General features: G+C 58.5%; 15 protein-coding genes. 7 read left to right on the forward strand and 8 right to left on the reverse strand.

Annotation, left to right across the window (positions count from 1 at the left end):
* The first annotated feature begins 326 nt into the window (after positions 1 to 326).
* Both IBT47_RS24505 and ampC read left to right on the forward strand, forming a co-directional pair.
* Positions 327 to 3,842 (forward strand): AAA domain-containing protein, encoded by a 3,516-nt coding sequence (locus IBT47_RS24505; RefSeq protein WP_200563657.1) that lies wholly within the window; start codon positions 327 to 329, stop codon positions 3,840 to 3,842.
* A 911-nt stretch (positions 3,843 to 4,753) separates the two neighbouring features.
* Positions 4,754 to 5,899: a CMY2/MIR/ACT/EC family class C beta-lactamase gene (ampC, locus tag IBT47_RS24510; protein ID WP_200563659.1), complete on the forward strand. Its 1,146-nt coding sequence runs from the start codon at positions 4,754 to 4,756 to the stop codon at positions 5,897 to 5,899.
* 282 nt (positions 5,900 to 6,181) lie between these two features.
* Here the strand turns inward: ampC and IBT47_RS24515 are convergent, their stop codons facing one another.
* From IBT47_RS24515 to dagR, 7 genes are all read right to left on the reverse strand, one after another.
* On the reverse strand, positions 6,182 to 6,925 hold the full coding sequence (locus tag IBT47_RS24515; protein ID WP_200563661.1) for a 2-dehydro-3-deoxy-phosphogluconate aldolase: 744 nt from the start codon (positions 6,923 to 6,925) through the stop codon (positions 6,182 to 6,184).
* A complete protein-coding gene (dgaE, locus tag IBT47_RS24520; protein ID WP_200563663.1) occupies positions 6,912 to 8,021 on the reverse strand; it encodes a D-glucosaminate-6-phosphate ammonia lyase in 1,110 nt (369 codons plus the stop codon). Before dgaE ends, IBT47_RS24515 begins: the two co-directional genes overlap by 14 nt.
* A gap of 3 nt (positions 8,022 to 8,024) precedes the next feature.
* Positions 8,025 to 8,885, reverse strand: a complete 861-nt coding sequence (locus IBT47_RS24525; RefSeq protein WP_200547103.1) for a PTS system mannose/fructose/sorbose family transporter subunit IID — start codon at positions 8,883 to 8,885, stop codon at positions 8,025 to 8,027.
* Positions 8,882 to 9,631 (reverse strand): PTS sugar transporter subunit IIC, encoded by a 750-nt coding sequence (locus IBT47_RS24530; protein WP_200563665.1) that lies wholly within the window; start codon positions 9,629 to 9,631, stop codon positions 8,882 to 8,884. The genes IBT47_RS24525 and IBT47_RS24530 overlap by 4 nt, the downstream gene beginning before the upstream one ends.
* Before the next feature lie 65 nt (positions 9,632 to 9,696).
* Positions 9,697 to 10,182 (reverse strand): PTS system mannose/fructose/N-acetylgalactosamine-transporter subunit IIB, encoded by a 486-nt coding sequence (locus IBT47_RS24535; RefSeq protein ID WP_105593016.1) that lies wholly within the window; start codon positions 10,180 to 10,182, stop codon positions 9,697 to 9,699.
* Between the two features lie 13 nt (positions 10,183 to 10,195).
* A complete protein-coding gene (locus IBT47_RS24540; protein ID WP_200547104.1) occupies positions 10,196 to 10,630 on the reverse strand; it encodes a PTS sugar transporter subunit IIA in 435 nt (144 codons plus the stop codon).
* A 120-nt stretch (positions 10,631 to 10,750) separates the two neighbouring features.
* The gene (gene dagR / locus IBT47_RS24545; protein ID WP_200563667.1) at positions 10,751 to 13,549 is read right to left on the reverse strand and encodes a transcriptional regulator DagR; all 2,799 of its coding nucleotides are present in this window, start codon (positions 13,547 to 13,549) and stop codon (positions 10,751 to 10,753) included.
* Positions 13,550 to 14,635: 1,086 nt separating this feature from the next.
* Here dagR and IBT47_RS24550 point away from each other — a divergent pair.
* Genes IBT47_RS24550 through crtB form a run of 5 tightly spaced genes read left to right on the forward strand, consistent with a single transcriptional unit; the run spans position 14,636 to position 20,144 of the window.
* The gene (locus IBT47_RS24550) at positions 14,636 to 15,544 is read left to right on the forward strand and encodes a polyprenyl synthetase family protein (RefSeq protein WP_200563669.1); all 909 of its coding nucleotides are present in this window, start codon (positions 14,636 to 14,638) and stop codon (positions 15,542 to 15,544) included.
* Positions 15,544 to 16,572 carry a type 2 isopentenyl-diphosphate Delta-isomerase gene (fni, locus tag IBT47_RS24555; RefSeq protein WP_200563671.1) on the forward strand — a complete coding sequence of 343 codons (1,029 nt, stop codon included), beginning with the start codon at positions 15,544 to 15,546 and terminating at the stop codon, positions 16,570 to 16,572. The genes IBT47_RS24550 and fni overlap by 1 nt, the downstream gene beginning before the upstream one ends.
* A complete protein-coding gene (gene crtY / locus IBT47_RS24560; RefSeq protein WP_200563673.1) occupies positions 16,569 to 17,747 on the forward strand; it encodes a lycopene beta-cyclase CrtY in 1,179 nt (392 codons plus the stop codon). The genes fni and crtY overlap by 4 nt, the downstream gene beginning before the upstream one ends.
* Positions 17,740 to 19,218, forward strand: coding sequence for a phytoene desaturase (locus IBT47_RS24565; protein ID WP_200563675.1), 1,479 nt, complete (start codon positions 17,740 to 17,742; stop codon positions 19,216 to 19,218). Before crtY ends, IBT47_RS24565 begins: the two co-directional genes overlap by 8 nt.
* A complete protein-coding gene (crtB, locus tag IBT47_RS24570) occupies positions 19,215 to 20,144 on the forward strand; it encodes a 15-cis-phytoene synthase CrtB (protein ID WP_200563677.1) in 930 nt (309 codons plus the stop codon). The genes IBT47_RS24565 and crtB overlap by 4 nt, the downstream gene beginning before the upstream one ends.
* On the opposite strand, the gene IBT47_RS24575 is transcribed toward crtB, so the two are convergent.
* Entirely contained in the window at positions 20,083 to 20,652 is a 570-nt protein-coding gene (locus tag IBT47_RS24575; RefSeq protein ID WP_200563679.1) for a sterol desaturase family protein, read from the reverse strand. The genes crtB and IBT47_RS24575 overlap by 62 nt on opposite strands.
* Positions 20,653 to 21,311: the final 659 nt, after the last annotated feature.

Here is a 21,311-nt window from a genome sequence, read left to right on the forward strand (position 1 = left end):
CCACCAACTCGTGCAGCTTATTTCCGAAACTAAAATTGGATTATACAGGAATCATATTATTTACCTTACTATATTAAAACTCACCTGATTAATTCCCGAAATTAACTTCTTCCCCAAACGTATTCATCAACTATCAAAAATCTTCATCATCATTCCATACCGAATCAATCTCTCACAATTAACACCTGTCGCACACCTTATTCAGATTAGTCGTAATCAATAGCGGCAAACAAATTATTGCGATCCCTCTCACATCGTGGACAATACTTAGCCATGCACTGAATCTATATCAGCGAAATCAATGATTTTAAATCAAGGGATGGAATATGGACCGGAACACGCAGGCGTTCACCTCTTACTGGCGTAATGCCCTGGCGGATGCAGAGTCGGGTAAAGGGGCATTTGAGCGCAAAGATGCGGATAAATTTACCCAGTGGAATGATATCTCCTCGGGGCGGCTGAATAACGAGCTCGTCCAGGCATATTTTATGGGGGAGCCGGACTCGGTTAAAACCGTTGAGGTGCTGCTACGGCCAGAAGCCTGGCTCCGTCTGCTGAAGCACGGCAAAGAGCGGACGGCAGGCGCACCGGGAGTCATCACGCCGCTGGTCACTTCCGCTCTCCTGAACCGTGAAGGGCTATTATTCCCCGTCGCGCAAACCACCATCCCCCGCGATCTCCTTGAGCCTCTTCCCTCCGGCACCTTCTCGATTGGCGAAATGGAGCAGTACGACAGGTACAAAACCACGCATGACTCATACACCTTCGGAGAGGATGAAGAAGATCGAAGTGAAGAGACGGAAGAGCAGCGTGAAGAGCGACATACTAAGCACTATCACCAGTGGCAAAAATACCGGGAAGATATTGAGAAGCTTTTAAACGAAGTGGCGGGGTCGTGGAGCAAGACTCACGAGCAGTACGAACCCGCAGGCTATGGCTACGTGATTAAAGCGGGTCAGGCCAACGGGGCAAGCTTCCATATTCTTCCCCTGTACGACCACCTGGTGATGTGTAAAAAAGAGGTTCCGCTGCTGTCGCGCTTTGCCGCCGCGGACACGCCTCCGTTAAAACCGCTTCTTGCCGCCAATGCAAAGTTCACCCAGCGGCTGGGGCATTCCGGGGATGCGTTTCCGCTGGCCGCCGCGCAGCGTGATGCCCTCAGCCATTATCTTACTCAGCAGCCGGGCGATATCCTGGCCGTTAACGGCCCGCCGGGCACCGGAAAAACCACGCTGTTGCTCTCCATCATTGCGACGGAATGGGTGAAAGCGGCACTAAACAAAGCCGAGCCGCCGGTCGTGGTGGCGACCTCAACCAATAACCAGGCGGTCACCAACATTATTGAAGCCTTCGGCAAGGACTTCTCCACGGGTTCCGGTGCCATGGCCGGGCGCTGGCTGCCCGATCTGCATAGCTATGGTGCTTACTTCCCGTCTCAAACACGCCAGGCGGAAGCGGCGAAGAAGTATCAAACGGAAGATTTTTTCACCCGCGTTGAGTCTCTCGACTACGTGGAAGACGCGCAAGCCTGTTATCTCGCAAAAGCTCAGGCGGCGTTCCCGTCGGCAGAGTGCAGTACCCCTGAGCGCGTGGTCGATCTCTTGCATGAGCGTTTAATCCGCTCCGCCATGCAGCTTAAAAAAATCGAGCCAGCCTGGGAAAAACTGAACGTCATCCGCCAGCAGCGTCAAGCCATCGGGGACGATCTTGAAGAGTATATCCGGCAGAAAAGCGCGTTAGTGCAGGGCTGCCTGGACGAAATCGCACTGTTGAACCAGGGCAAAAAGCAGTGGCAGCAGTACCGCGCCGGGGAATCCATGATCTATGCGTTTTTCTCCTGGCTTTCGCCCGTTCGAACCAAACGCCTCTACCAGATGAATCTCTTCCTGGATAAGACCTTTGGCAGCCGAATGGTCGGGTTTCAGGGCGCGGTACCGGAGGGGATTGAAGGCTTTATCGCTGGCCTGATTGCGCAGGCGGAGAAAGCGCAGGGCGAGTACCAGCAGCAAATCGATCTGGCCGAGGAGGTTCGCCAGCGGGAGAGTGAAGCGCTGGGCGACTGGCAGGATCTGGCCCGTTCACTGGGACATTCCGGTGAAGAGGAGTTGAGCCTGCCCGATGCCGACGATCTTGCCGATACCCATATCCGATTCCCCGCGTTCCTGCTGGCCACCCACTACTGGGAAGGGCGCTGGCTGATGGATATGGCTGCGATCCCCAACCTGCAGCAGGAGAAACGCCGCAACGGAGCGAAAGCTCTTCAGGCCCGCTGGCAGCGCTGGATGAAGCTCACGCCCTGCGTGGTGATGACCTGCTACATGTTGCCCCGGCATATGAAAATCAGCGAGCATAACGGCGAGTCGAAAAGCTTCGAGGACAGCTATTTTTATAATCTGGTCGATCTGCTGATTGTCGATGAAGCAGGCCAGGTGCTACCGGAGGTCGCGGCGGCTTCCTTCGCGCTGGCGAAGAAGGCCTTAGTGATCGGTGATACCGAGCAGATAGAACCGATCTGGAGCAGTTTATCCAGCATCGATATGGGGAATATGGTTGAAGAAAATATCCTCCCCGTCGGCAGTCAGGAAGAGCTGGCCGAAGCCTATGCCCGTGTATGTGACTCCGGCAAAAGTGCGGCATCGGGCAGCGTAATGAAGATTGCCCAGTTCAGCTCGCACTATCAGTACGACGCTGAAATGGCGCGCGGTATGTATCTTTACGAGCATCGCCGCTGCTTCGATAACATCATCGGCTACTGTAACGCACTCTGCTACCACGGAAAGCTACAGCCGAAACGCGGCGCTGAAAAGGACACGCTCTTCCCGGCGATGGGATATCTGCATATCGACGGCAAAGGGATGAAGGCCCACAGCGGTAGCCGATATAACCGCTTCGAGGCCGAAACGATAGCGGCCTGGCTGGTGGCGCATAAAGAGGACATCGAGCGTCATTACGGGAAGCCGCTGCATCAGGTGGTGGGCGTAGTCACCCCGTTCTCAGCACAGGTTGAGGCCATCAAGAATGCATTAGCGTCGCTCGACGTTAACTGCGGCGGCGGTGAAGACTCGCTGACGGTAGGTACGGTGCATTCGCTCCAGGGGGCAGAAAGGGCAATCGTGATCTTCTCTTCGGTGTACTCCAAGCATGAAGATGGCGGATTTATCGATAGCAAAACCAGCATGCTGAATGTCGCCGTCTCTCGCGCTAAAGACAGCTTCCTGGTGTTCGGCGATATGGATCTGTTTGAGATCCAGCCGGGCTCAACGCCCCGAGGATTGTTGGCGAAATACCTGTTTGCATCGGCAGGCAATACCCTGCATTTTGAGTTCAGGGCCCGTAAAGACCTCAGTCAGGCACAAACCCAAATCTCTACGCTTCACGGGGTAGAGCAGCACGATGAGTTTTTAAATCAGACATTTGATGATATCGGGAAGAACATCACCATCGTTTCTCCCTGGCTGACCTGGCAGAAACTCGAACAGACTGGCTTCCTGGCATCGATGGTTCAGGCACGTTCACGGGGTGTCGATATCACCGTTGTTACGGACAGAAGCTTTAATACCGATCACACCGATCCCACACAGCGCAAGGAGAAGCGGGAGCGCCTTCAGGCCGCAATGAGCAAGCTGAATGAGATGGGCATCACGACGAAGCTGGTGAATCGCGTACACAGTAAAATTGTGATGGGCGATGACGGGCTGCTGTGCATCGGATCGTTTAACTGGTTCAGCGCCACGCGGGAAGAAAAGTATCAGCGATATGACACGTCAATGGTGTACCGCGGTAACAGTTTAAAAGGTGAAATCGAAACGATTGCATCCAGTCTGGAGCAGCGGTTGCTATAAAACGCAGGAGAGGACATTAGCGCTTTGCGATTGAGTTTAAGCAGGGCGCTAATATTTTTGGAGAGTCCGGGATTAAGTTTTAACTTCGTTGATTCAGCTATTGTGGGCAGGTAGCACACATGAAAAAATTAAAAGGAAAACGGTAATGTTGAGATGATCGCTAATGGTAAAATTTGTCCATCATACGATGATGAAAATCGTTCTTTTTTTTCTTCTTATGCTTCTTGTTGCAAGAGTAGTCCCTTACGACGATATGGTTAGCAGCTTTGTCAGCAGGCACCTCAGATATGAAATTGTTAATTTTATAGGGGGAGTTATCCCCGGAGAGCCCGACCCTGAACCTTATCAATCAGCCATTTTCTACATTGATGTATTACTCAATGCACTAATTAGCATTCCGGTTTTCAGCGCAGCAATTTCAATTTACATTTCCATCCAGAAAGGAGCGAAACTAAATGAAGTTATAAATGAATTAATAGTGTCTACGTTTCGACGATTTTTGAAATTATTCACTCTAATATTTCTATTTTGTGCACTTTTTCGGTTTCTACCTTATCAATCATTATTGCCCCCTGACGAAACGTATTCAGCTATTACTACAACGACTATATTGACGTTAAACCTGATACTAACCATTCTCTGCTATTGGTTTATTACGAAGAAAGTCACAATCAAATGGCATTGGTAAATGCCTATTCTGCTCGGCCTGTCGTCATGTTTAAAAAATCGTGTTTTATTGACATATCGGCCAGATGTGTCGATGCCATAAACATGTTTGGGTCACATGTTTAAGAAAAGCGGTTTTATCGACATATACTGAGAGGTAAAATGCATGCTTTACGGCGCTATCGGCAGCCGTTTTCAGCCACATCTGTGGCAAAACACTCGCTCCATCATTAAGGAAGATATCCATGTTAAAACCCCTCCTCACCGGCACGCTGCTCCTCGCCGCATCCACTCCCGCTTTTGCCGCCCCCACAACTGACGCACAGCTGGCCGATGTGGTTAACCGCACCATCGCGCCGTTAATCAAAGAACAGGCGATCCCGGGGATGGCGGTGGCGGTGATTTATCAGGGCAAACCCCATTACTTTACCTGGGGACTGGCGGATGTGGCGGCGAAGAAGCCGGTCACGCAGGAAACTCTGTTTGAACTGGGATCGCTCAGTAAAACTTTTACCGGCGTGCTGGGCGGCGATGCGATTGCCCGTGGGGAAATCAGCCTGAACGATCCGGCCAGCAAATACTGGCCTGCGCTGTCCGGCAAGCAGTGGCAGGGGATAAAGCTGCTGCATCTGGCGACCTATACCGCCGGTGGCCTGCCGCTACAGGTGCCGGATAACGTCACCGACGCAGCCGCGCTGCAAACGTATTACCAGTCCTGGCAGCCGGAGTGGGCGCCGGGGGAAAAGCGCCTGTATGCCAATTCCAGCATCGGTCTGTTCGGCGCGCTGGCGGTGAAGCCTTCGGGCATGGGCTTTGTGCAGGCAATGAACAGCCGCGTACTGCAGCCGTTGGCGCTGAAGCATACCTGGTATCAGGTGCCGGCAGGCGAGGCTAAAAACTATGCCTGGGGCTACCGCAACGGGAAAGCAGTACACGTCTCTCCGGGCATGCTGGATGCGGAAGCCTACGGCGTGAAAACCTCGATTGAGGATATGGCCCGCTGGGTACAGGCCAATATGCAGCCGGAGAAAGTAACCGATGCGTCGCTGCAAAAAGGCATCGCGCTGGCGCAGTCGCGCTACTGGCAGGTCGGGGATATGTATCAGGGGCTGGGCTGGGAGATGTTGAACTGGCCGCTTCAGGAAAAAAGCGTGGTGGACGGCAGCGATAATAAGGTCGCGCTGGCCCCGATGAAAGCTACGGAGATCGCACCTCCCGCGCCGCGTCAGCAGGCGTCATGGGTGCATAAAACCGGGTCTACCGGCGGATTTGGCAGCTACGCGGCGTTTATCCCGCAGAAGGATATCGGCATCGTGATGCTGGCGAACAAAAGCTATCCGAACCCGCTCAGGGTAGAAGCGGCTTACCGCATTCTGACCGCGCTGGAGTAACCTTTTTCAGCCTGCATCGGCAGGTTGATGTACTTAATGCGGTTGGTCGCACTGGTGCGATCGGCCGCCGTGAGGGTTATCAGGTACGCTCTAAATTACAGGCTCTCTGAGTTTCGATAAAAAGCCTGAGCCTGTGATTGAGATTCTCTGTTTTGACCTGATCTAATCGGGTGCCCGGCGAAAAAGCTCAATATTGACTTCTTCGCGCAGGGCACCCGTTAATACTTTCGCTATTCGCTATTCGCTATTCGCTATTCGCTATTCGCTATTCGCAATAACTCATCACACCAGCCCCTTCACCATATCTATCAGCTTCACCACACCTTCAGGCCGCGTGCAGCCCGTTGTTGGATCGATAATCGAGCTGTAGATATGCGGCATTACGCGCGGTACGCCCGCCTGCAGGCAGGTTTGCAGGATGATGCCGAAGTTATCCAGATCGATGCCGCCGGTGGGTTCAATCAGCGTCATACCGCTGTGTGCGGCGGCGGTGGCCAGCGCGTGCAGCTCCGCCAGCGATTGCTCACCGCCCATCGGGAAAAACTTCGCCGCGTGTGCGCCCATATCCTGCATCATCCGTACCGCCGCATCACAGGAGACGCGGGCAGGCGTTCCCTGGCTGCTGCTGACTCCGGTAGAGATCAGCACCTCGCCCGGCGTGCCGGTGGGGCTGACCAGCGCGTTGATATGCGTCTGCTCGCCGCCGGTTGCCGCCAGCGCACCGGCGGCAAAACCGCTGCCGGTAAAGGTCTGGTTAACGTGTGCCGGATGCACGGCCGAGGCGATCATCGCCGCCTTATAAAACTGCGCCGGATCGCCCGCGCCCAGCCCGACGGAAACGGAAGGCACGGCGGCCGTCCAGCGTTTCACTTCGCGCACGCCCTCCTCAACGGAGGCAAACTGCGCGGAAAGCACGCCGATAACCGCATGGCCTTCGGCGGCGTCATAGATTTCCCTGGCGTTGGCGATATCTTTCGCCAGCACGTTAATCGCCACGCGCTGTCGATAAAAATTAATTTGCTGCATGTTCGGCAATCTCCTTCAGACGCGCCACGATCAGCGCCATTTCTCCCTCTGCCACCGTACGGGGATCGAGGCTGAAAACGCCCTGGTGCAGGTTGTAGCGGCGGGCGTAAATTGCGATCTCCCCGCCGCGCAGCTGCGCCTCTACCTCGCGAGCGTCCAGCCCCAGCACGCTGGCCTCCACCCGGATGCAGATACGCCAGATGGCGCGGCCCGCCTCATCCTGCTCGATATCGGCCGCCAGCCCGCGAATCGCGGAGATCGCCTCGGCGGTGGGCTGGAGCTGTTCGGCGGTCACCACGGTCTGCCCCTGGTGGTAGTTCTCCAGCGCGTATACCAGCCCGACCATATTCTCCTTGCCGATTTTCATCGCCCGGGCAATGCCCTCGTGCTGGGCTTTGCAGGCGTCGATCCAGCGCGCTGTGCCGGTAATAAAGCCGGAAGTCGGCGCGTTAAACGCCTTCGCGCCGCTGTAAATCACCATATCGGCCCCGCTGGCGACCCAGGCGTGCAGATCCTCTTCGGCGGCGGCATCGACAATCAGCGGCAGCTCGTGCTGACGGGCGACCGCCACAAAGTCCGCAATGCTCAGCATGCCTTTCTGTACGCAGTGGTGCGATTTCACATACAGCAGCGCGGCGGTGCGCGGGGTAACCGCGCTTTCCAGCTGCCAGCGGGCAGACAGATTGCTGGAGCCGACCTCCACCACCCGTCCGCCGCCAAGGCGGATGGCGCTGGTAATCGGTGCGCCGTAGTCCACGTTGTGCCCGCGCAGCATCACCACCTCGTTCGCCATGCCCGTACTGTCGGGCATCATCGCCACGCGGGCCGGATCGCCCCGCGTAATGGCCGCGGCAACGGCGATGGCAATCCCCGCCGAGGCGCAGGAGGTGATATAGCTGGCCTCCGCGCCGGTATAGCGGGAAACCAGCTCGCCGCTGCGGTCCACCAGCCGGTCAATCTCCACAAAGGCAGAGGCCGCCTGCGCCGTGGCCTGCATCACTTCCGGGGCCACGCTGGATACGCCCAGAATGGTCATCTTGCCGCAGGCGTTGATCACCCGTTTAAGCCCCAGACGTTGATAGATATTTTGCGTCATGATTTACAGTACCCCCAGCAGCGAGCAGACCACGCTCAGCGCGACAATCGACAGCAGAATGGTGGTGTAGCGCGGCCCTTTTTTCACCAGATAGAAGTAGACCGAGAACACCGCCGCCAGCGGCAGCAGGCCGGGGGCGATCGAATCCAGGATCTGCTGTACCACCACTTCCGATCCTTCCAGCGCGCTGATCTTCAGCGGGGTCGTGATCTTCACGTAGCTGGCGGACAGCGCGCCCATCATAATCAGCCCCAGCACGTTGGCACCGTAGATCAGCTCTTTGATCCGCCCGCCCTGCAGCAGGCCGATTATCGAGTCGCGGCCCAGGGTGTAGCCTTTGTGGATCATGCCGTAGCTCACCGCCAGGGTGATCGCCGGATAGAGGATCAGCGGAATAATCCCGCCCATCGCGCTGCCGCCGGCGGCGAAGGGGATAAAGATGGCGATCAGCAGTGGCATCACCGCCGCCCAGATGATCGAGTCACCCATCCCGGCCAGCGGCCCCATCAGGCCGGTTTTGATCCCGGTGATCGACGCATCGCTGATCGGTTCGCCCCGCGTTTTTTGCTCTTCCATGGCGATGGCGATCCCCTGGATCACCGCGCCGAAGGTCTGCTCCGAGTTAAAGAAGTTCAGGTGGCGTTTCAGCGCTTCGACCTGTTCCTCTTTCTGCGGATACAGCTTTTTGATAATCGGCGTCATCGAGGCGCAGAAAATCAGGCTCTGCAAACGCTCGTAGGAGCTGGAAACCTCCGCGCCCAGCCAGTAAATAAACCAGGCCTTGGTGATATCGCCCTTGGTCAGCGCCCGGCTCTCCCGTGCGCGCTCCACCAGTTCATGCTGCATTACGTCGCTGCTCATCATGCTGCTCCTTCATTTTTCGCCAGGCCCTTAATCAGGAAGGCCACACAAGTACCGAAGATCGCCATCGCCATGATGCCTAACTTGAGGTACAGCACTGCAAAGAATCCGCCGATAAACCACGGCAGCAGGCTCTTTTTACCAATCACCATAATGGTGATGGCGAAGCCGAGCGCCGGGAGGATACCGCCCATGATTTCAAAGGAGTGGGTCAGCCAGTGCGGCATCAGCTTGAGGAAGCTTTCCACCACGTTCTGACCGAAGTAGTTGGCGGCAAACACCACCGGGAAGCGCAGCGCCAGCCCGAGCAGGGCCGGATAGAGAAAGGCGCAGCGCATAATGCCGGACATATTGGCGGTTTCGGCGTGCTTATCGGCCATATGCACCCACGCGGCGTTCAGCGTGCGGCGCAGCTGATCGAGGAACACGCCGATCACGCCAAACGGAATCGCCAGGGCAATTGCCAGATTCGGGTCCATCCCGGCCTTCACGGCGATAGGGAGCGAGATACAGGCGGCCAGCGCCGGGTCCGACGGCACGTTACCGCCGGGCGTGGAGGTCACGCCGAGGTACACCAGCTGCATGCCCGCGCCGATAATCATCGCCGTATGCATATTGCCCAGCAGCAGGCCGACAAACACTGCGATCACCACCGGCTGTAGCAGCATGGCGGAAAGGGTATATCCGAGGCGTAAACGGGCAAACCAGTAGTACAGGCCCATCAGGCTTGCAAAGAGTAGAGTATCCATAATGTTATCCTTTACACCTTATCCTTCAGGCGGGCTGCGCCTGAAAGAGGGGTGCAGTGAGTGAGTTAGAATTTTTTCAGGATATCGTCCAGCGACTGCGGCTTATCTTCCGGGATGGTCTGGAAGAACACCTGCACGCCGCGATCTCGCAGATCTTTCAAAATGCCGACGTCTTTCTCGTCCAGGGTGATGTTCTGGAAGACCGCTTTGCGGTTAGGTCCACCGCCCAGCCCGCCGACCTGCACATTGGTCACATCAAAACCCTGCTGTACCGCATCCTGGATCGCCGCCAGCGACGGGAACAGCACCAGCACTTTGCCGTCGCCCAGCTGGTTCTCTTTCCACGATGCCGCAAAGCTTTGATTGCTGTAGCAGTCCACTTTGATGTTCGGCGGCGCGGCCATCAGGTAGATGTTTTTCATAAACGGATCGGCGTCCAGCTCATCGCTGACTACGGCGATGCGGTTGGCCTGGGACTGCCCAACCCATTTGGTGACCACCTGGCCGTGAATCAGGCGGCTGTCAATGCGGCATAAAACGATCGTTGCCATGCTGTGTTCCTTTTTATTGTGGTTGTTGTAATTGACGAACGTGGGCGACCACGTCCAGGCAGCTGCTGCGCCCGGCATCGACCAGATCGGCCACGCAGTCGGTCAGCGGGCCCGCATCGCGGCGGTCCAGCGCTTCCAGCAGCAGGGAGGCGTTCAGCCCGCAAATCACCGCTACCGGGTAGTCCGCGCTGAGCCGCGCCGCCACGTTAGAGGTGGTGCCGCCGATAAAATCGGTGAGGATCAGCGAGCCGTGCGGCATCGCTTTCACCACGGCTTCCACCCGCTGATAAAACTCGCCGAGCGTATCCACCGGCATCAGAGCGATTTCCATCACGCCCTGGATTTCGCCGGTCACCATGCGCAGGCTGTTGCAAAGCTGTTCTCCCCAGCCGCCGTGGGTCAGCAGCAGGATCTGGGGCAAGGGTTCAGTAGGGACAGCGGTAGTCAAAGTGGCCTCCTGGCTCAATTACGTTTACAGACGTACATAGAGCAAGGGCTGTGCCAGAGTTTGTGTCACGCGGGGGAGGGGGCAGGCACGGCGGAGCGCAGGGCCCCGCCGGATAAGGGATTAACCGTAAAGCAGTTCGTAGATATAAAAATATTCCGCGTCGGACATTCTAATGGCGTAGGCCTCTTCAATCGGCAGAAACGCGGTTTTGATGACACTAAGCGCGCGGACGTCGAGATCGGGCCGGTTTTCCAGCGCCATCTGTAACGGTTTTCGATTAATCACGATACGCTCGACCATGCAGCAGCAGTGGATCAGGAAGCGCAGTGTCACCTGGCGGCTCGGTTTAAGCGAAAGGGCGGTGGTGAGATGGTCAAATACGCTCTCCATCTCTTTCAGAATACGCTGGGGATTGAGCACCGAAATGTGGTTGATGATGCTTTCCATCGTTAACGCGCTGATAAAACGCATCGCGCTGCGCTCCATTTCCAGCCGACGTTCGGCGCTGGAGAGATCCGGCGTCAGCAGGCTCAGCACCAGCTCCGGCCCCTGCTCGGAGAACAGCTCCTCCAGCGAGATAAAGGGAATATCCGGCAGCCCCGGCTGGAAAGTACCGACGATGCCCGCCAGTCGTTCACCGGGCTTCAGCGCCTGCTGCACGCGTTCCAGGCTGCGTACCTCGTTGTAATCGAGGATCGCCAGCCGGGTATCCTGCGACATCAGCTCGCCGAAACTTTCCTCCAGCACCTTTTTGATTTTCTCTGCCGTGCCCATGCCGGTAATGCAGGAGATGGCCAGCACCTTGCCGCCGTGCTCCTGCTGCGGCGTGCAGAACTGGCTGGCAATGCCTTTATCCTGCATCAGCTGGGCCAGCTGCGGCAGATCGCTGGTTTCATAGCTGAGATCCAGCCCCACTTCCAGCAGGCTGGTCAGAGTGATATTCGGCATCAGCAGCACATCGATCTGGAACAGTTTGCTGATGGTGCTGCCAAAATGGACCAGCGAACCGATATCCACCATCAGGATCAATCGCCTGTACTGGCGGGCCTCAATCATCTGCGTCAGCGTTTCCAGCGTGTCGTGCACCGACTGCTCAAACGGCATATCAATGGCGCTGAACAGCTCGCGTTCCAGCACCCGGTTCACATACTGCGCCATGCTGGTGGCGGTAGTCGCGCCGTGGGCAATGAGGATCACCCCGCAGTCGGGGCTGGCGTCGATCCGCTGGCGGTAATGGCGGCACTCCTTGAGGAACAGGCACAGCCAGACGACCTCCGTCGCCGGGCAATGAATGTGCAGCAGCTCGTTAATTTTGCGGCACAGCAGGGTGGCGTTTTCGTATTCATCCTTACAGCGGTCGAGGATCAGATTCGATGAATAAAGCTGCGGGATCAGTCCACGCTGTACGTAACCAATCAGCGCGAGGAAGTGTTTGCGCAGCGGGTTCAGCAGGTTTTCCGGCAGGGCAAAGCCCAGCACCTGTTCCACGCAGCCGATCAGCAGCGTGACCCGCTCTTCGATCCGATCGCCGTAGCGCGGTGGATGCGCGGTACTGTCGCGGCTGTAGAGTCCGTATTCAAAAATCGAGCTGAGCTTGTTTTTCAGGATCGCCAGCGTTTCCGCGGGCGGCACATTGCTGTTGCGCAGGTTGACGTATTCGCGGGTCAGGAAGCTGTAAAACAAATCGCTCTCTTCCGCCTCCATCCCGCTGGCAAGCGAGTTTTTTAACGCGGGCAGGGTGCGTGCATCCACGTTCAGGTGTTCCCTGCCGGCAAACAGACCATCCACCAGTTGGCGCTGTTCTGGCGTGGCGTGAAACGGCATTTCCACCAGTTGCTTATCCAGCTGGAGCGTATCATTATGTTCCGTCATCCCCGCCGCCCAGGCCTGCGCACACAGGAACTGAATATCGCTTTTCAGCTGGCCGATATTGCCCTCCAGCGGCTTATTCAGCAGCCAGAGCAGCAGCGTTTTATCAATGCTGACGGTGCGCTCGATCTTGCGGCTTTCCCGCTGTAAGAAGCCAACGATCAGCTCGATCTGTTCCTCAACCGATCGCTGACGGATGCCCGGCAGATCGATGCAGACCTGAATTCGTCGCTGGAAGGTGCGCAGCAGGGCGGAGCTGACCGGTTCGGTCGTGGCACAAATCAGCCGGATGGCAATCGGGCGCGGCGTGCTGCTGGTTCCCAGCGGGCGATACTCGCCCTTATCAAGGATAGAGAACAGTTTTTCCTGGCCTTCATACGGCAGGCGATGCACTTCATCCAGCAGTAAATAGCCGCCGTCCGCCTGCTCCACCAGCCCGATTTTATTTTCGCTGGCACCGGTAAACGCGCCCTGGCGATGCCCGAACAGATGGGAAGAGAGCAGCTCCGGGTTGTGGGCGTATTCCGCGCAGTTAAAGTAGACCATCGGCGGCGGAGTTCCGGCCGCGTGCTTGCAGGCAAAGCGATGCATCAGCTCGGCGAAAAAGGTTTTGCCCACGCCGGAAGGGCCGGTCAGCAACACGTGCAGCCCGTGCGGGTAGAGCACGGCGGCACGGCCTTTTTCCACGGCATCGCGCAGGCTGCGATCGAATCCGGTCAGCGCGGTGAAGGGATCGTCGGTAGCGTGATTTTCCCGGCGCGGCAGCAGGTCGGCGATCGATCGCACTTCGCGCTCGGACTCATCCAGCGAACGGCCCAGCAGCGCTTCCGCCGCCCGGCGGTGCAGAAAGAACACCGGACGGCCGCGGCTTTTAATCGCCAGGCCATCATTCCACAGCTGATTCAGGTCCTTGCTCACCGAGTTGCGCGCCAGTCCGAGGTTAAATCCCATCGCTTCGGCGGTGCAGGCTTTTTCCTCCGCCAGATCGGTCAGGCTGAGTCCCTGCGTTAACCGTTCCAGCTCCCCAAGTATGATTTCAATCCGTTTCATCTCTTTACCGCTTAAAAATAAATGACGATTGAGAACATACACTAATCGGCGGGTGGAGAAAGAGACGAGGGTTGCAGATGCGGGGTGGGGATGGGATTGCTGCTGGGTTGCGTTGGGATTGGCGATCGGGGCACGTCCTCTGCGGCGGCCGGGCGGTCCTCGCGCCGCTGCGCGGTCCCTTCGGTTCCGGCTTCGGGTCTTGCGGATCGGCGCAGAGCGGGCGTCCTGCCCGCGCTGCACCTGAGCCCAGCATCCCTGCTGGTCTCTCCGGCCCCGCAGCCTGCACCTCAGCGCTGCGGATTGCCCGGCCGCCGCAGAGGGCGTGCCCCTTTTGGCTAAGTGCTCGCTGCTCCTGGAATCTTAAAGTCTGCTTCAGACTTTGCATTTGGCCCAGTATCGTAGTTCCAGTTTTTTAAAGCGTGACGGCGGGGAATTGAGCCATGCTGGTCTCTCCGGCCTCGCAGCCTGAACCTCAGCGCTGCGGATTGTACGGCCGCCGCAGAGGACGTGCCCCGTATGGTTAAGTGTTCGCTGTTTGAAGAACGTTAATTAGCACCGAATGTGGGAATCTCGCCAGTATGGTGAAAGAAGGAAGAGCTGATGGGTTTTTCAGGCAACACTGAAGTCAGAAAGCAGGCTGGTTGTGCCCCCGGGCGGGCAATCCACAGCGCTGAACGCAGAGAGGGAACCGCGAAGCGGCGCGAGGACGCCCGATCGGGGGCACAACCCGCCAGCGCCAACTCAGACTTTGCAAACAACCGACTGTGCCGATCCGTCCGGCTGACGAGCGAAGTGAAGGAACCGCGCAGCGGCGCGAGGACGCCCGACCGGGGGCACAACCCGCCAGCGCCATCCCAGACCTTGCAGACGACACAGCGAAAATGCGCATCCCCACCGGTCCGGCAGATTATCAACTTAGTCTTGCCACTACAGAGTTCAATCCGGCGTGAAAACGACCATAAACCTGTACATATGATCTATTTTTTGTAAAAGTTTGTCGCATCCCCCGATCCTCTGAGAAATTTCTGGATATTGCACTAGGCTTTGCAAATAAAGCCATGTAAATGTCAGGGGTAGCCTGCAACGATGAACAATCATGAAGACGAACTGAAAAGGCTACGGGAAGCCCTGCAGAACCGCCTGGACCAGCTATTGCCCGCCGGAGAACAGCAGGATTTGGTGTTTACCGCCATGCGCGAAGGCACGCTGGCGTCCGGTAAACGTGTTCGCCCTCTGCTGCTGATCCTTGCCGCCCGCGATCTGGGCTGTGCAGTAGAACAGCCCGGCCTGCTCGACCTCGCCTGCGCGGTTGAAATGGTGCATGCCGCGTCGCTGATGCTGGATGATATCCCCTGTATGGACAATGCGTTACTGCGCCGCGGTCGTCCGACTATCCACACTCAGTATGGCGAGAGTGTCGCTATCCTTGCCGCCGTTGCGCTACTTAGCCGCGCTTTTGGCGTGGTGGTGGAAGCACAATCGTTGACTCCCGCCTGCAAAACCCAGGCCGTTGCAGAACTTTCGCTGGCGGTGGGTTCGCAGGGGCTGGTGCAGGGCCAGTATCTCGATCTCAGCGAAGGCAGCCGGGCGAGAAGCAGCGAAGCGATCCTGCTGGCCAACGATCTTAAAACCAGTCGCTTATTTGATGCCTCACTGCAGATGGCGGCGATTGTTGCCGGGTCCTCGCTGCAAACGCGCCAGCGCCTGCGCTGTTTCGCTCAGGATCTGGGGCAGGCATTCCAGCTGATGGACGATCTCTCCGACGGGCTCAGCAATACCGGCAAAGATGCGAATCAGGACAGTGGCAAATCGACGCTGGTTGCCTTGCTGGGGGCTGAAGCCGTCCATCAGAAGCTGCGTGAACATCTGCGCAGCGCGGATGAACATATCGCCAGCGCCTGCCATCGCGGCCTTTCTACCCGGCATTTTATGCATGCCTGGTTTGACAAGCAGATGGCGCAGTTTGGCAAAAACAGCACGCAGCCGGGGTGCTAATGAGCGATCTTACCCAGCGAAAAAGCGATCACCTCGATATCATTCTTGACCCTTCGCGCAGGGTGAAAACCCGTACAACCGGTTTTGAACGGTGGCGCTTTGAGCACTGTGCGCTGCCGGAGCTGAGCCTCGATCGCATCGATCTTCACACGACGCTGTTCGGCAAAACGCTGCGGGCTCCGCTGCTGATTAGTTCGATGACCGGCGGGACCCGGCGCGCCAAAAGTATTAATCGTCACCTGGGGGAGGCCGCTCAGGCGCTTGGGCTGGCAATGGGCGTGGGTTCCCAACGCGTGGCACTGGAAAGCGAACAGGACTGGGGGCTGACGCGCGAACTGCGCCAGCTTGCTCCGGATATTCCGCTGCTGGCAAATCTTGGCGCGGCACAAATCGCCGGAAAAAGCGGTACGGAATATGCCCGGCGGGCGGTCGGGATGATTGAGGCCGATGCGTTGATTATCCATCTTAATCCGCTGCAGGAAGCCCTGCAGCACGGCGGTGACCGCGACTGGCGCGGGGTGCTGGCCGCCATTGCCCATACGGTTGAAGCATTGCCGGTGCCGGTGATTGTCAAAGAAGTTGGCGCGGGGCTGTCCGTACCGGTGGCGCGTCAACTGGTTGACGTGGGTGTGGCGATGCTGGATGTCGCCGGCGCGGGCGGCACCAGCTGGGCAGCGGTGGAGGGGGAGCGGGCCGTATCGCCGCAGGCCCGTGCGGTGGCGATGGCTTTCTCCGACTGGGGTATCCCTACCGCGCAGGCGCTGACAGAGCTGCATCAGGCGCTGCCGCATGTGCCGCTGATTGCTTCCGGCGGTATCGCCGATGGCATAGATGCGGCGAAAGCGCTGCGCCTGGGAGCCAATTTAGTCGGCCAGGCCGCAGGTGTACTGAGCTGCGCAACGGTCTCCGGCGAGGCGGTGGTTGACCATTTTCAGGTGATGATTGAACAACTGCGCATAGCCTGCTTCTGCTCCGGCAGCGGCAGCCTTCGCGATCTCCGTCAGGCTAAACTGGTCCCCGCTGAATGAGTGCACCTCGCTGGGATCTGATACTGGTGGGTGCCGGGCTGGCGAATGGTTTGATTGCCTGGCGGCTGCGTCAATTGCAGCCAGGGCTGCGCGTGCTGTTGCTGGAGTCGGATGCTGAACCGGGCGGTAATCATACCTGGTCCTTTCACCAGCGCGATCTGCTGCCGGAACAGCATCGCTGGCTGGCTCCGCTGGTGGCACACCGCTGGGCGGGCTACGACGTGCGCTTCCCGGCGCTGAACCGCACCCTGGCGGGCGAGTATATCAGCGTGACCTCAGAACACTTTGTCATCGCGATCCGTCAGGCGCTGGGGGACAACCTGTGGACCGGGGCTCGAGCCGTTAGCCTGACGCCGGAAACGGTGACACTGGATAATGGACAAACGCTGAGCGCGGCGGCAGTGATTGACGGGCGCGGCTACCGTCCCAGTCCCTATCTGATTACCGGCTGCCAGGCTTTTTTAGGCCAGCAGTGGAGCCTGAGCCAGCCGCACGGTCTGACCCGGCCGATACTGATGGATGCCACCGTTGACCAGTCGGCGGGCTACCGTTTTGTTTACACTCTGCCGCTTTCCGAACATCGGCTGCTGATTGAAGATACGCACTACATCGATCGCGCTACGCTGAGCGGCGATCTCGCACGGCAGCAGATCCGCCAGTACGCGGCGCGTCAGGGCTGGATGCTTGAACGGCTGGAACGAGAAGAGCAGGGCAATCTGCCAATCGCGCTGGCAGGTGATGTTCGCGCGTTCTGGCAGGCACAGACGGGGCAGCCGGGCAGCGGGCTGCGCGTCGGGCTGTTTCACGCCACCACCGGCTATTCACTGCCGCAGGCGGTGGCGCTGGCGGATTTAATCGCCGCAGCCCCCGATCTGAACGCCGCTGCGCTGTTCAGGCTGATTCAGAATTACGCGCTGGCGCAGTGGCGGCGTCAGCGCTTCTTTCGCCTGCTTAACCGCATGCTGTTTCTCGCCGGGCCGCCGCAGGCGCGCTGGCAGGTGATGCAGCGATTTTATCAACTGAACCACGGACTGATTGCCCGCTTCTACGCGGGTCAGCTAACGCTGCAAGACAGGGTGCGGATTCTGGCAGGTAAGCCACCGGTTCCGGTTGGCGAGGCCCTGCGCGCCGCACTGAACTACTCCCCCCGGCTGCGAGTTTTTCACGATGAATAAAACAGTCGTTATCGGTTCTGGCTTCGGCGGCCTTGCCCTGGCGATCCGCCTGCAGGCCGCAGGTATCCCCACGCTGCTGCTGGAGCAGCGAGATAAACCGGGCGGCCGCGCCTATGTTTATCAGGACGAAGGATTCACTTTTGACGCCGGACCGACGGTGATTACCGATCCAACGGCGATCGAAGAGCTGTTCAGCCTGGCCGGTAAGCGTATTGAGGATTACGTCGAACTGCTGCCGGTCACGCCGTTTTACCGGCTTTGCTGGGAAGATGGTAAAGTCTTCGATTACGACAACGATCAGGCAAGGCTGGAAGCACAGATCCACCGCCTCAACCCGCGCGATGTGGAAGGCTACCGCCAGTTTCTGGCCTACTCGAAAGCGGTGTTTAAAGAAGGGTATCTGAAGCTGGGCAGCGTACCGTTTTTATCCTTCCGCGATATGCTGCGCGCCGGGCCACAGCTGGCACGGCTTCAGGCGTGGCGCAGCGTCTACGGCAGGGTATCGGCGTTTATTGAAAACGAACAGCTGCGCCAGGCATTCTCCTTCCACTCGCTGCTGGTCGGCGGCAATCCCTTCGCCACCTCGTCCATTTACACGCTGATCCACGCGCTGGAGCGGGAATGGGGCGTGTGGTTTGCGCGTGGCGGCACCGGGGCGCTGGTGCAGGGGCTGGTGAAGCTGTTTGAGGATCTCGGCGGCACGCTGGAGCTGAACGCCGAAGTGACCAGGCTGGAGGCGGAAGGCGAGCGCATCTGTGCGGTGCAGCTGAAGGACGGGCGGCGGATCGCAACGGCTTCGGTGGCTTCAAATGCCGATGTGGTACAGACTTATGCAAAACTTCTGGGGCACCACCCCATCGGCGCGGCACGCGGCGCATCGCTAAAGCGTAAGCGCTTGAGCAACTCGCTGTTTGTACTCTATTTCGGGCTGAATAAGCATCACAGCCAGCTGGCGCACCACACCGTCTGTTTTGGCCCGCGCTATAAAGCGCTGATTGATGAGATCTTTCACTCCCCCACGCTGTCGGAAGACTTTTCCCTTTATCTGCACGCGCCCTGCGTGACCGATCCGTCCCTGGCTCCGCCGGGCTGCGGCAGTTACTACGTGTTAGCGCCCGTACCTCATCTTGGCACGGCGGATCTCGACTGGACGGTGGAAGGCCCGCGCCTGCGCGACCGCATTTTCGCCTATCTGGAGCAGCACTACATGCCCGGCCTGCGCGAGCAGCTGGTGACGCACCGCATGTTTACCCCTTTCGATTTCCGCGATCGGCTGGGTGCCTGGCAGGGATCGGCATTTTCCATCGAACCGATCCTGCGGCAGAGCGCCTGGTTCCGGCCGCATAACCGCGACAGCCGGATAAGCAACCTCTATCTGGTTGGCGCGGGCACACATCCGGGGGCGGGCATACCCGGCGTCATCGGTTCGGCAAAAGCCACCGCGCGTCTGATGCTGGAGGATTTCCAATGACGAACAGCACGCTGATGGATCACGCTACCGAAACGATGGCGGCAGGATCAAAGAGTTTTGCCACCGCATCAAAGCTATTTGATGCTCCGACCCGGCGCAGTGCGCTGATGCTTTACGCCTGGTGCCGCCACTGCGATGACGTGATTGACGGCCAGGTGCTGGGCTTTTACCAGGTCGCAGCAGACGTCGACAGTGCGGCACAGCGGCTGGACTGCCTGAAAATGCAGACGCAGCGTGCTTTTGACGGCATAAAAATGGACGACCCGGCCTTCGCCGCGTTGCAGGAGGTGGCGCTAAGCCACGGCATTCCCCCTCGCCTGGCCTTTGAACATCTTGAAGGCTTCGCGATGGACGTGCGGGAAACGTACTACGTCACGTTTGAGGATACGCTGCGCTACTGCTATCACGTGGCGGGCGTGGTGGGTCTGATGATGGCGCGAGTGATGGGCGTGCGCGACGAATCGGTGCTGGATCGCGCCTGCGATCTTGGGCTGGCGTTTCAGTTGACCAACATCGCCCGCGATATCGTGGAAGATGCGCAGGTGGGGCGCTGTTATCTGCCCGCGCAGTGGCTGGCTGAGGAAGGGATAATCGCTGCTCAGATCGCCGATCCGGTTTATCGAGACAAACTGGCGCGCCTGGCACAGCGGCTGGTGGCGGCAGCGGAACCTTACTACGCCTCTGCCCGCGCGGGGCTGCCCGGCCTGCCTTTACGCAGCGCGTGGGCGATTGCCTCGGCGCACGGTGTTTATCGCGAAATTGGCGTGAAGGTTAGCGCTGCTGGTCCCCGCGCCTGGGATGTTCGTCAGGGGACCACTCGGCCGGAGAAGCTCGGGCTGCTGGCGAAGGGCGCTGCGCAGGCGCTCAGTTCTCGCCTCGCGAAGCCGATGCCTCGCCCGCCCGATCTGTGGCAGCGTCCCCGCTAGCCGCTGTTGTTTTGTCGGTTCTGTCGCTGCTGGTGTGTGCCTGTTTATTACGGCTGCGCAGCGTCGCCTGTAGCTTTGCCACCGGCGGCGCATAGAGAAAACCGAACGACACGCAGTGCTCTTTACCCCGCACCGCATGATGAAGCCGATGGGCCAGGTACAGGCGTTTTAAGTACCCCTTACGCGGAATATAGCGAAACGGCCAGCGCTGGTGGACCAGGCCATCGTGAACGATAAAGTAGAGCAGGCCGTACAGCGTCATTCCCGCACCAATCCACTGTAATGGCCATACACCCGCCGCGCCGGTGGCGATCAGCGCGATCGCCAGCGCGGCAAAAACCACGGCATACAGGTCATTCACTTCGAATTTGCCGCTGTGCGGTTCATGGTGCGAGAGGTGCCAGCCCCATCCCCAGCCGTGCATGATGTATTTGTGCGTCAGCGCGGCGATAATTTCCATTGCGGCGACGGTCGCCAGGACAATCAGGGTGTTCCACAGCACGAGCATTTGTATTCCTTGTTGTCCAGGGGCTGAGAGGGTATGTGCTCCGGGTGATTGATAAGTATAGCAATGGGGTGGGGGGCTGCTGGATTAGCTGCTGAGTACGCGGTGTTATTTGCTGTGGGATTAGCGATTTGTGTTGGCGGCTGGTTTGCGTTGAGATTAGGGATCGGGGCGCGTCCTCTGCGGCGGCCGGGCGGTCCTCACGTCGCTGCGCGATACCTTCGGTTACAGCTGCGGGTCTTACGGCTGGTTTGCGTTGCGTTGGGATTGGCGATCGGGGCATGTCCTCTGCGGCGTCCGGGCGGTCCTCACGTCGCTACGCGATACCTTCGGTTACAGCTGCGGGTCTTACGGATCGGCGCAGAGCGGGCGTCCTGCCCGCGCCGCGCCTGAGCCCAGCATCCCTGCTGGTCTCTCCGGCCCCACAGCCTGCACCTCAGCGCTGCGGATTGCCCGGCCGCCGCAGAGGACGTGCCCCTTTTGGCTAATTGTTCGCTGCCCTAAAAACTCTAAAGCCTGTTTCAGACTTTGTGATGGATCTTATATCCGTAGTGCCAGTTTATTGAATCGTGGTGGTGGGGAGTTTATCTCTGCTGGTCTCTTCGGCCCCGCAGCCTGCACCTCAGCGCTGCGGATTGCCCGGCCGCCGCAGAGGACGTGCC

It is taken from the genome of Erwinia sp. S43 (assembly GCF_016624745.1).
Taxonomy (GTDB): Bacteria; Pseudomonadota; Gammaproteobacteria; order Enterobacterales; family Enterobacteriaceae; genus Erwinia; species Erwinia coffeiphila.

Coding starts and splice junctions, on each gene's coding strand:
- ampC (WP_200563659.1), top strand. CDS start 4,754: ATGTTAAAACCCCTCCTCACCGGCACGCTGCTCCTCGCCGCATCCACT.
- IBT47_RS24535 (WP_105593016.1), bottom strand. CDS start 10,182: ATGGCAACGATCGTTTTATGCCGCATTGACAGCCGCCTGATTCACGGC.
- IBT47_RS24505 (WP_200563657.1), top strand. CDS start 327: ATGGACCGGAACACGCAGGCGTTCACCTCTTACTGGCGTAATGCCCTG.
- IBT47_RS24515 (WP_200563661.1), bottom strand. CDS start 6,925: ATGCAGCAAATTAATTTTTATCGACAGCGCGTGGCGATTAACGTGCTG.
- IBT47_RS24565 (WP_200563675.1), top strand. CDS start 17,740: ATGAATAAAACAGTCGTTATCGGTTCTGGCTTCGGCGGCCTTGCCCTG.
- dgaE (WP_200563663.1), bottom strand. CDS start 8,021: ATGACGCAAAATATCTATCAACGTCTGGGGCTTAAACGGGTGATCAAC.
- IBT47_RS24575 (WP_200563679.1), bottom strand. CDS start 20,652: ATGCTCGTGCTGTGGAACACCCTGATTGTCCTGGCGACCGTCGCCGCA.
- IBT47_RS24530 (WP_200563665.1), bottom strand. CDS start 9,631: ATGGATACTCTACTCTTTGCAAGCCTGATGGGCCTGTACTACTGGTTT.
- IBT47_RS24550 (WP_200563669.1), top strand. CDS start 14,636: ATGAACAATCATGAAGACGAACTGAAAAGGCTACGGGAAGCCCTGCAG.
- crtY (WP_200563673.1), top strand. CDS start 16,569: ATGAGTGCACCTCGCTGGGATCTGATACTGGTGGGTGCCGGGCTGGCG.
- IBT47_RS24525 (WP_200547103.1), bottom strand. CDS start 8,885: ATGATGAGCAGCGACGTAATGCAGCATGAACTGGTGGAGCGCGCACGG.
- crtB (WP_200563677.1), top strand. CDS start 19,215: ATGACGAACAGCACGCTGATGGATCACGCTACCGAAACGATGGCGGCA.
- fni (WP_200563671.1), top strand. CDS start 15,544: ATGAGCGATCTTACCCAGCGAAAAAGCGATCACCTCGATATCATTCTT.
- dagR (WP_200563667.1), bottom strand. CDS start 13,549: ATGAAACGGATTGAAATCATACTTGGGGAGCTGGAACGGTTAACGCAG.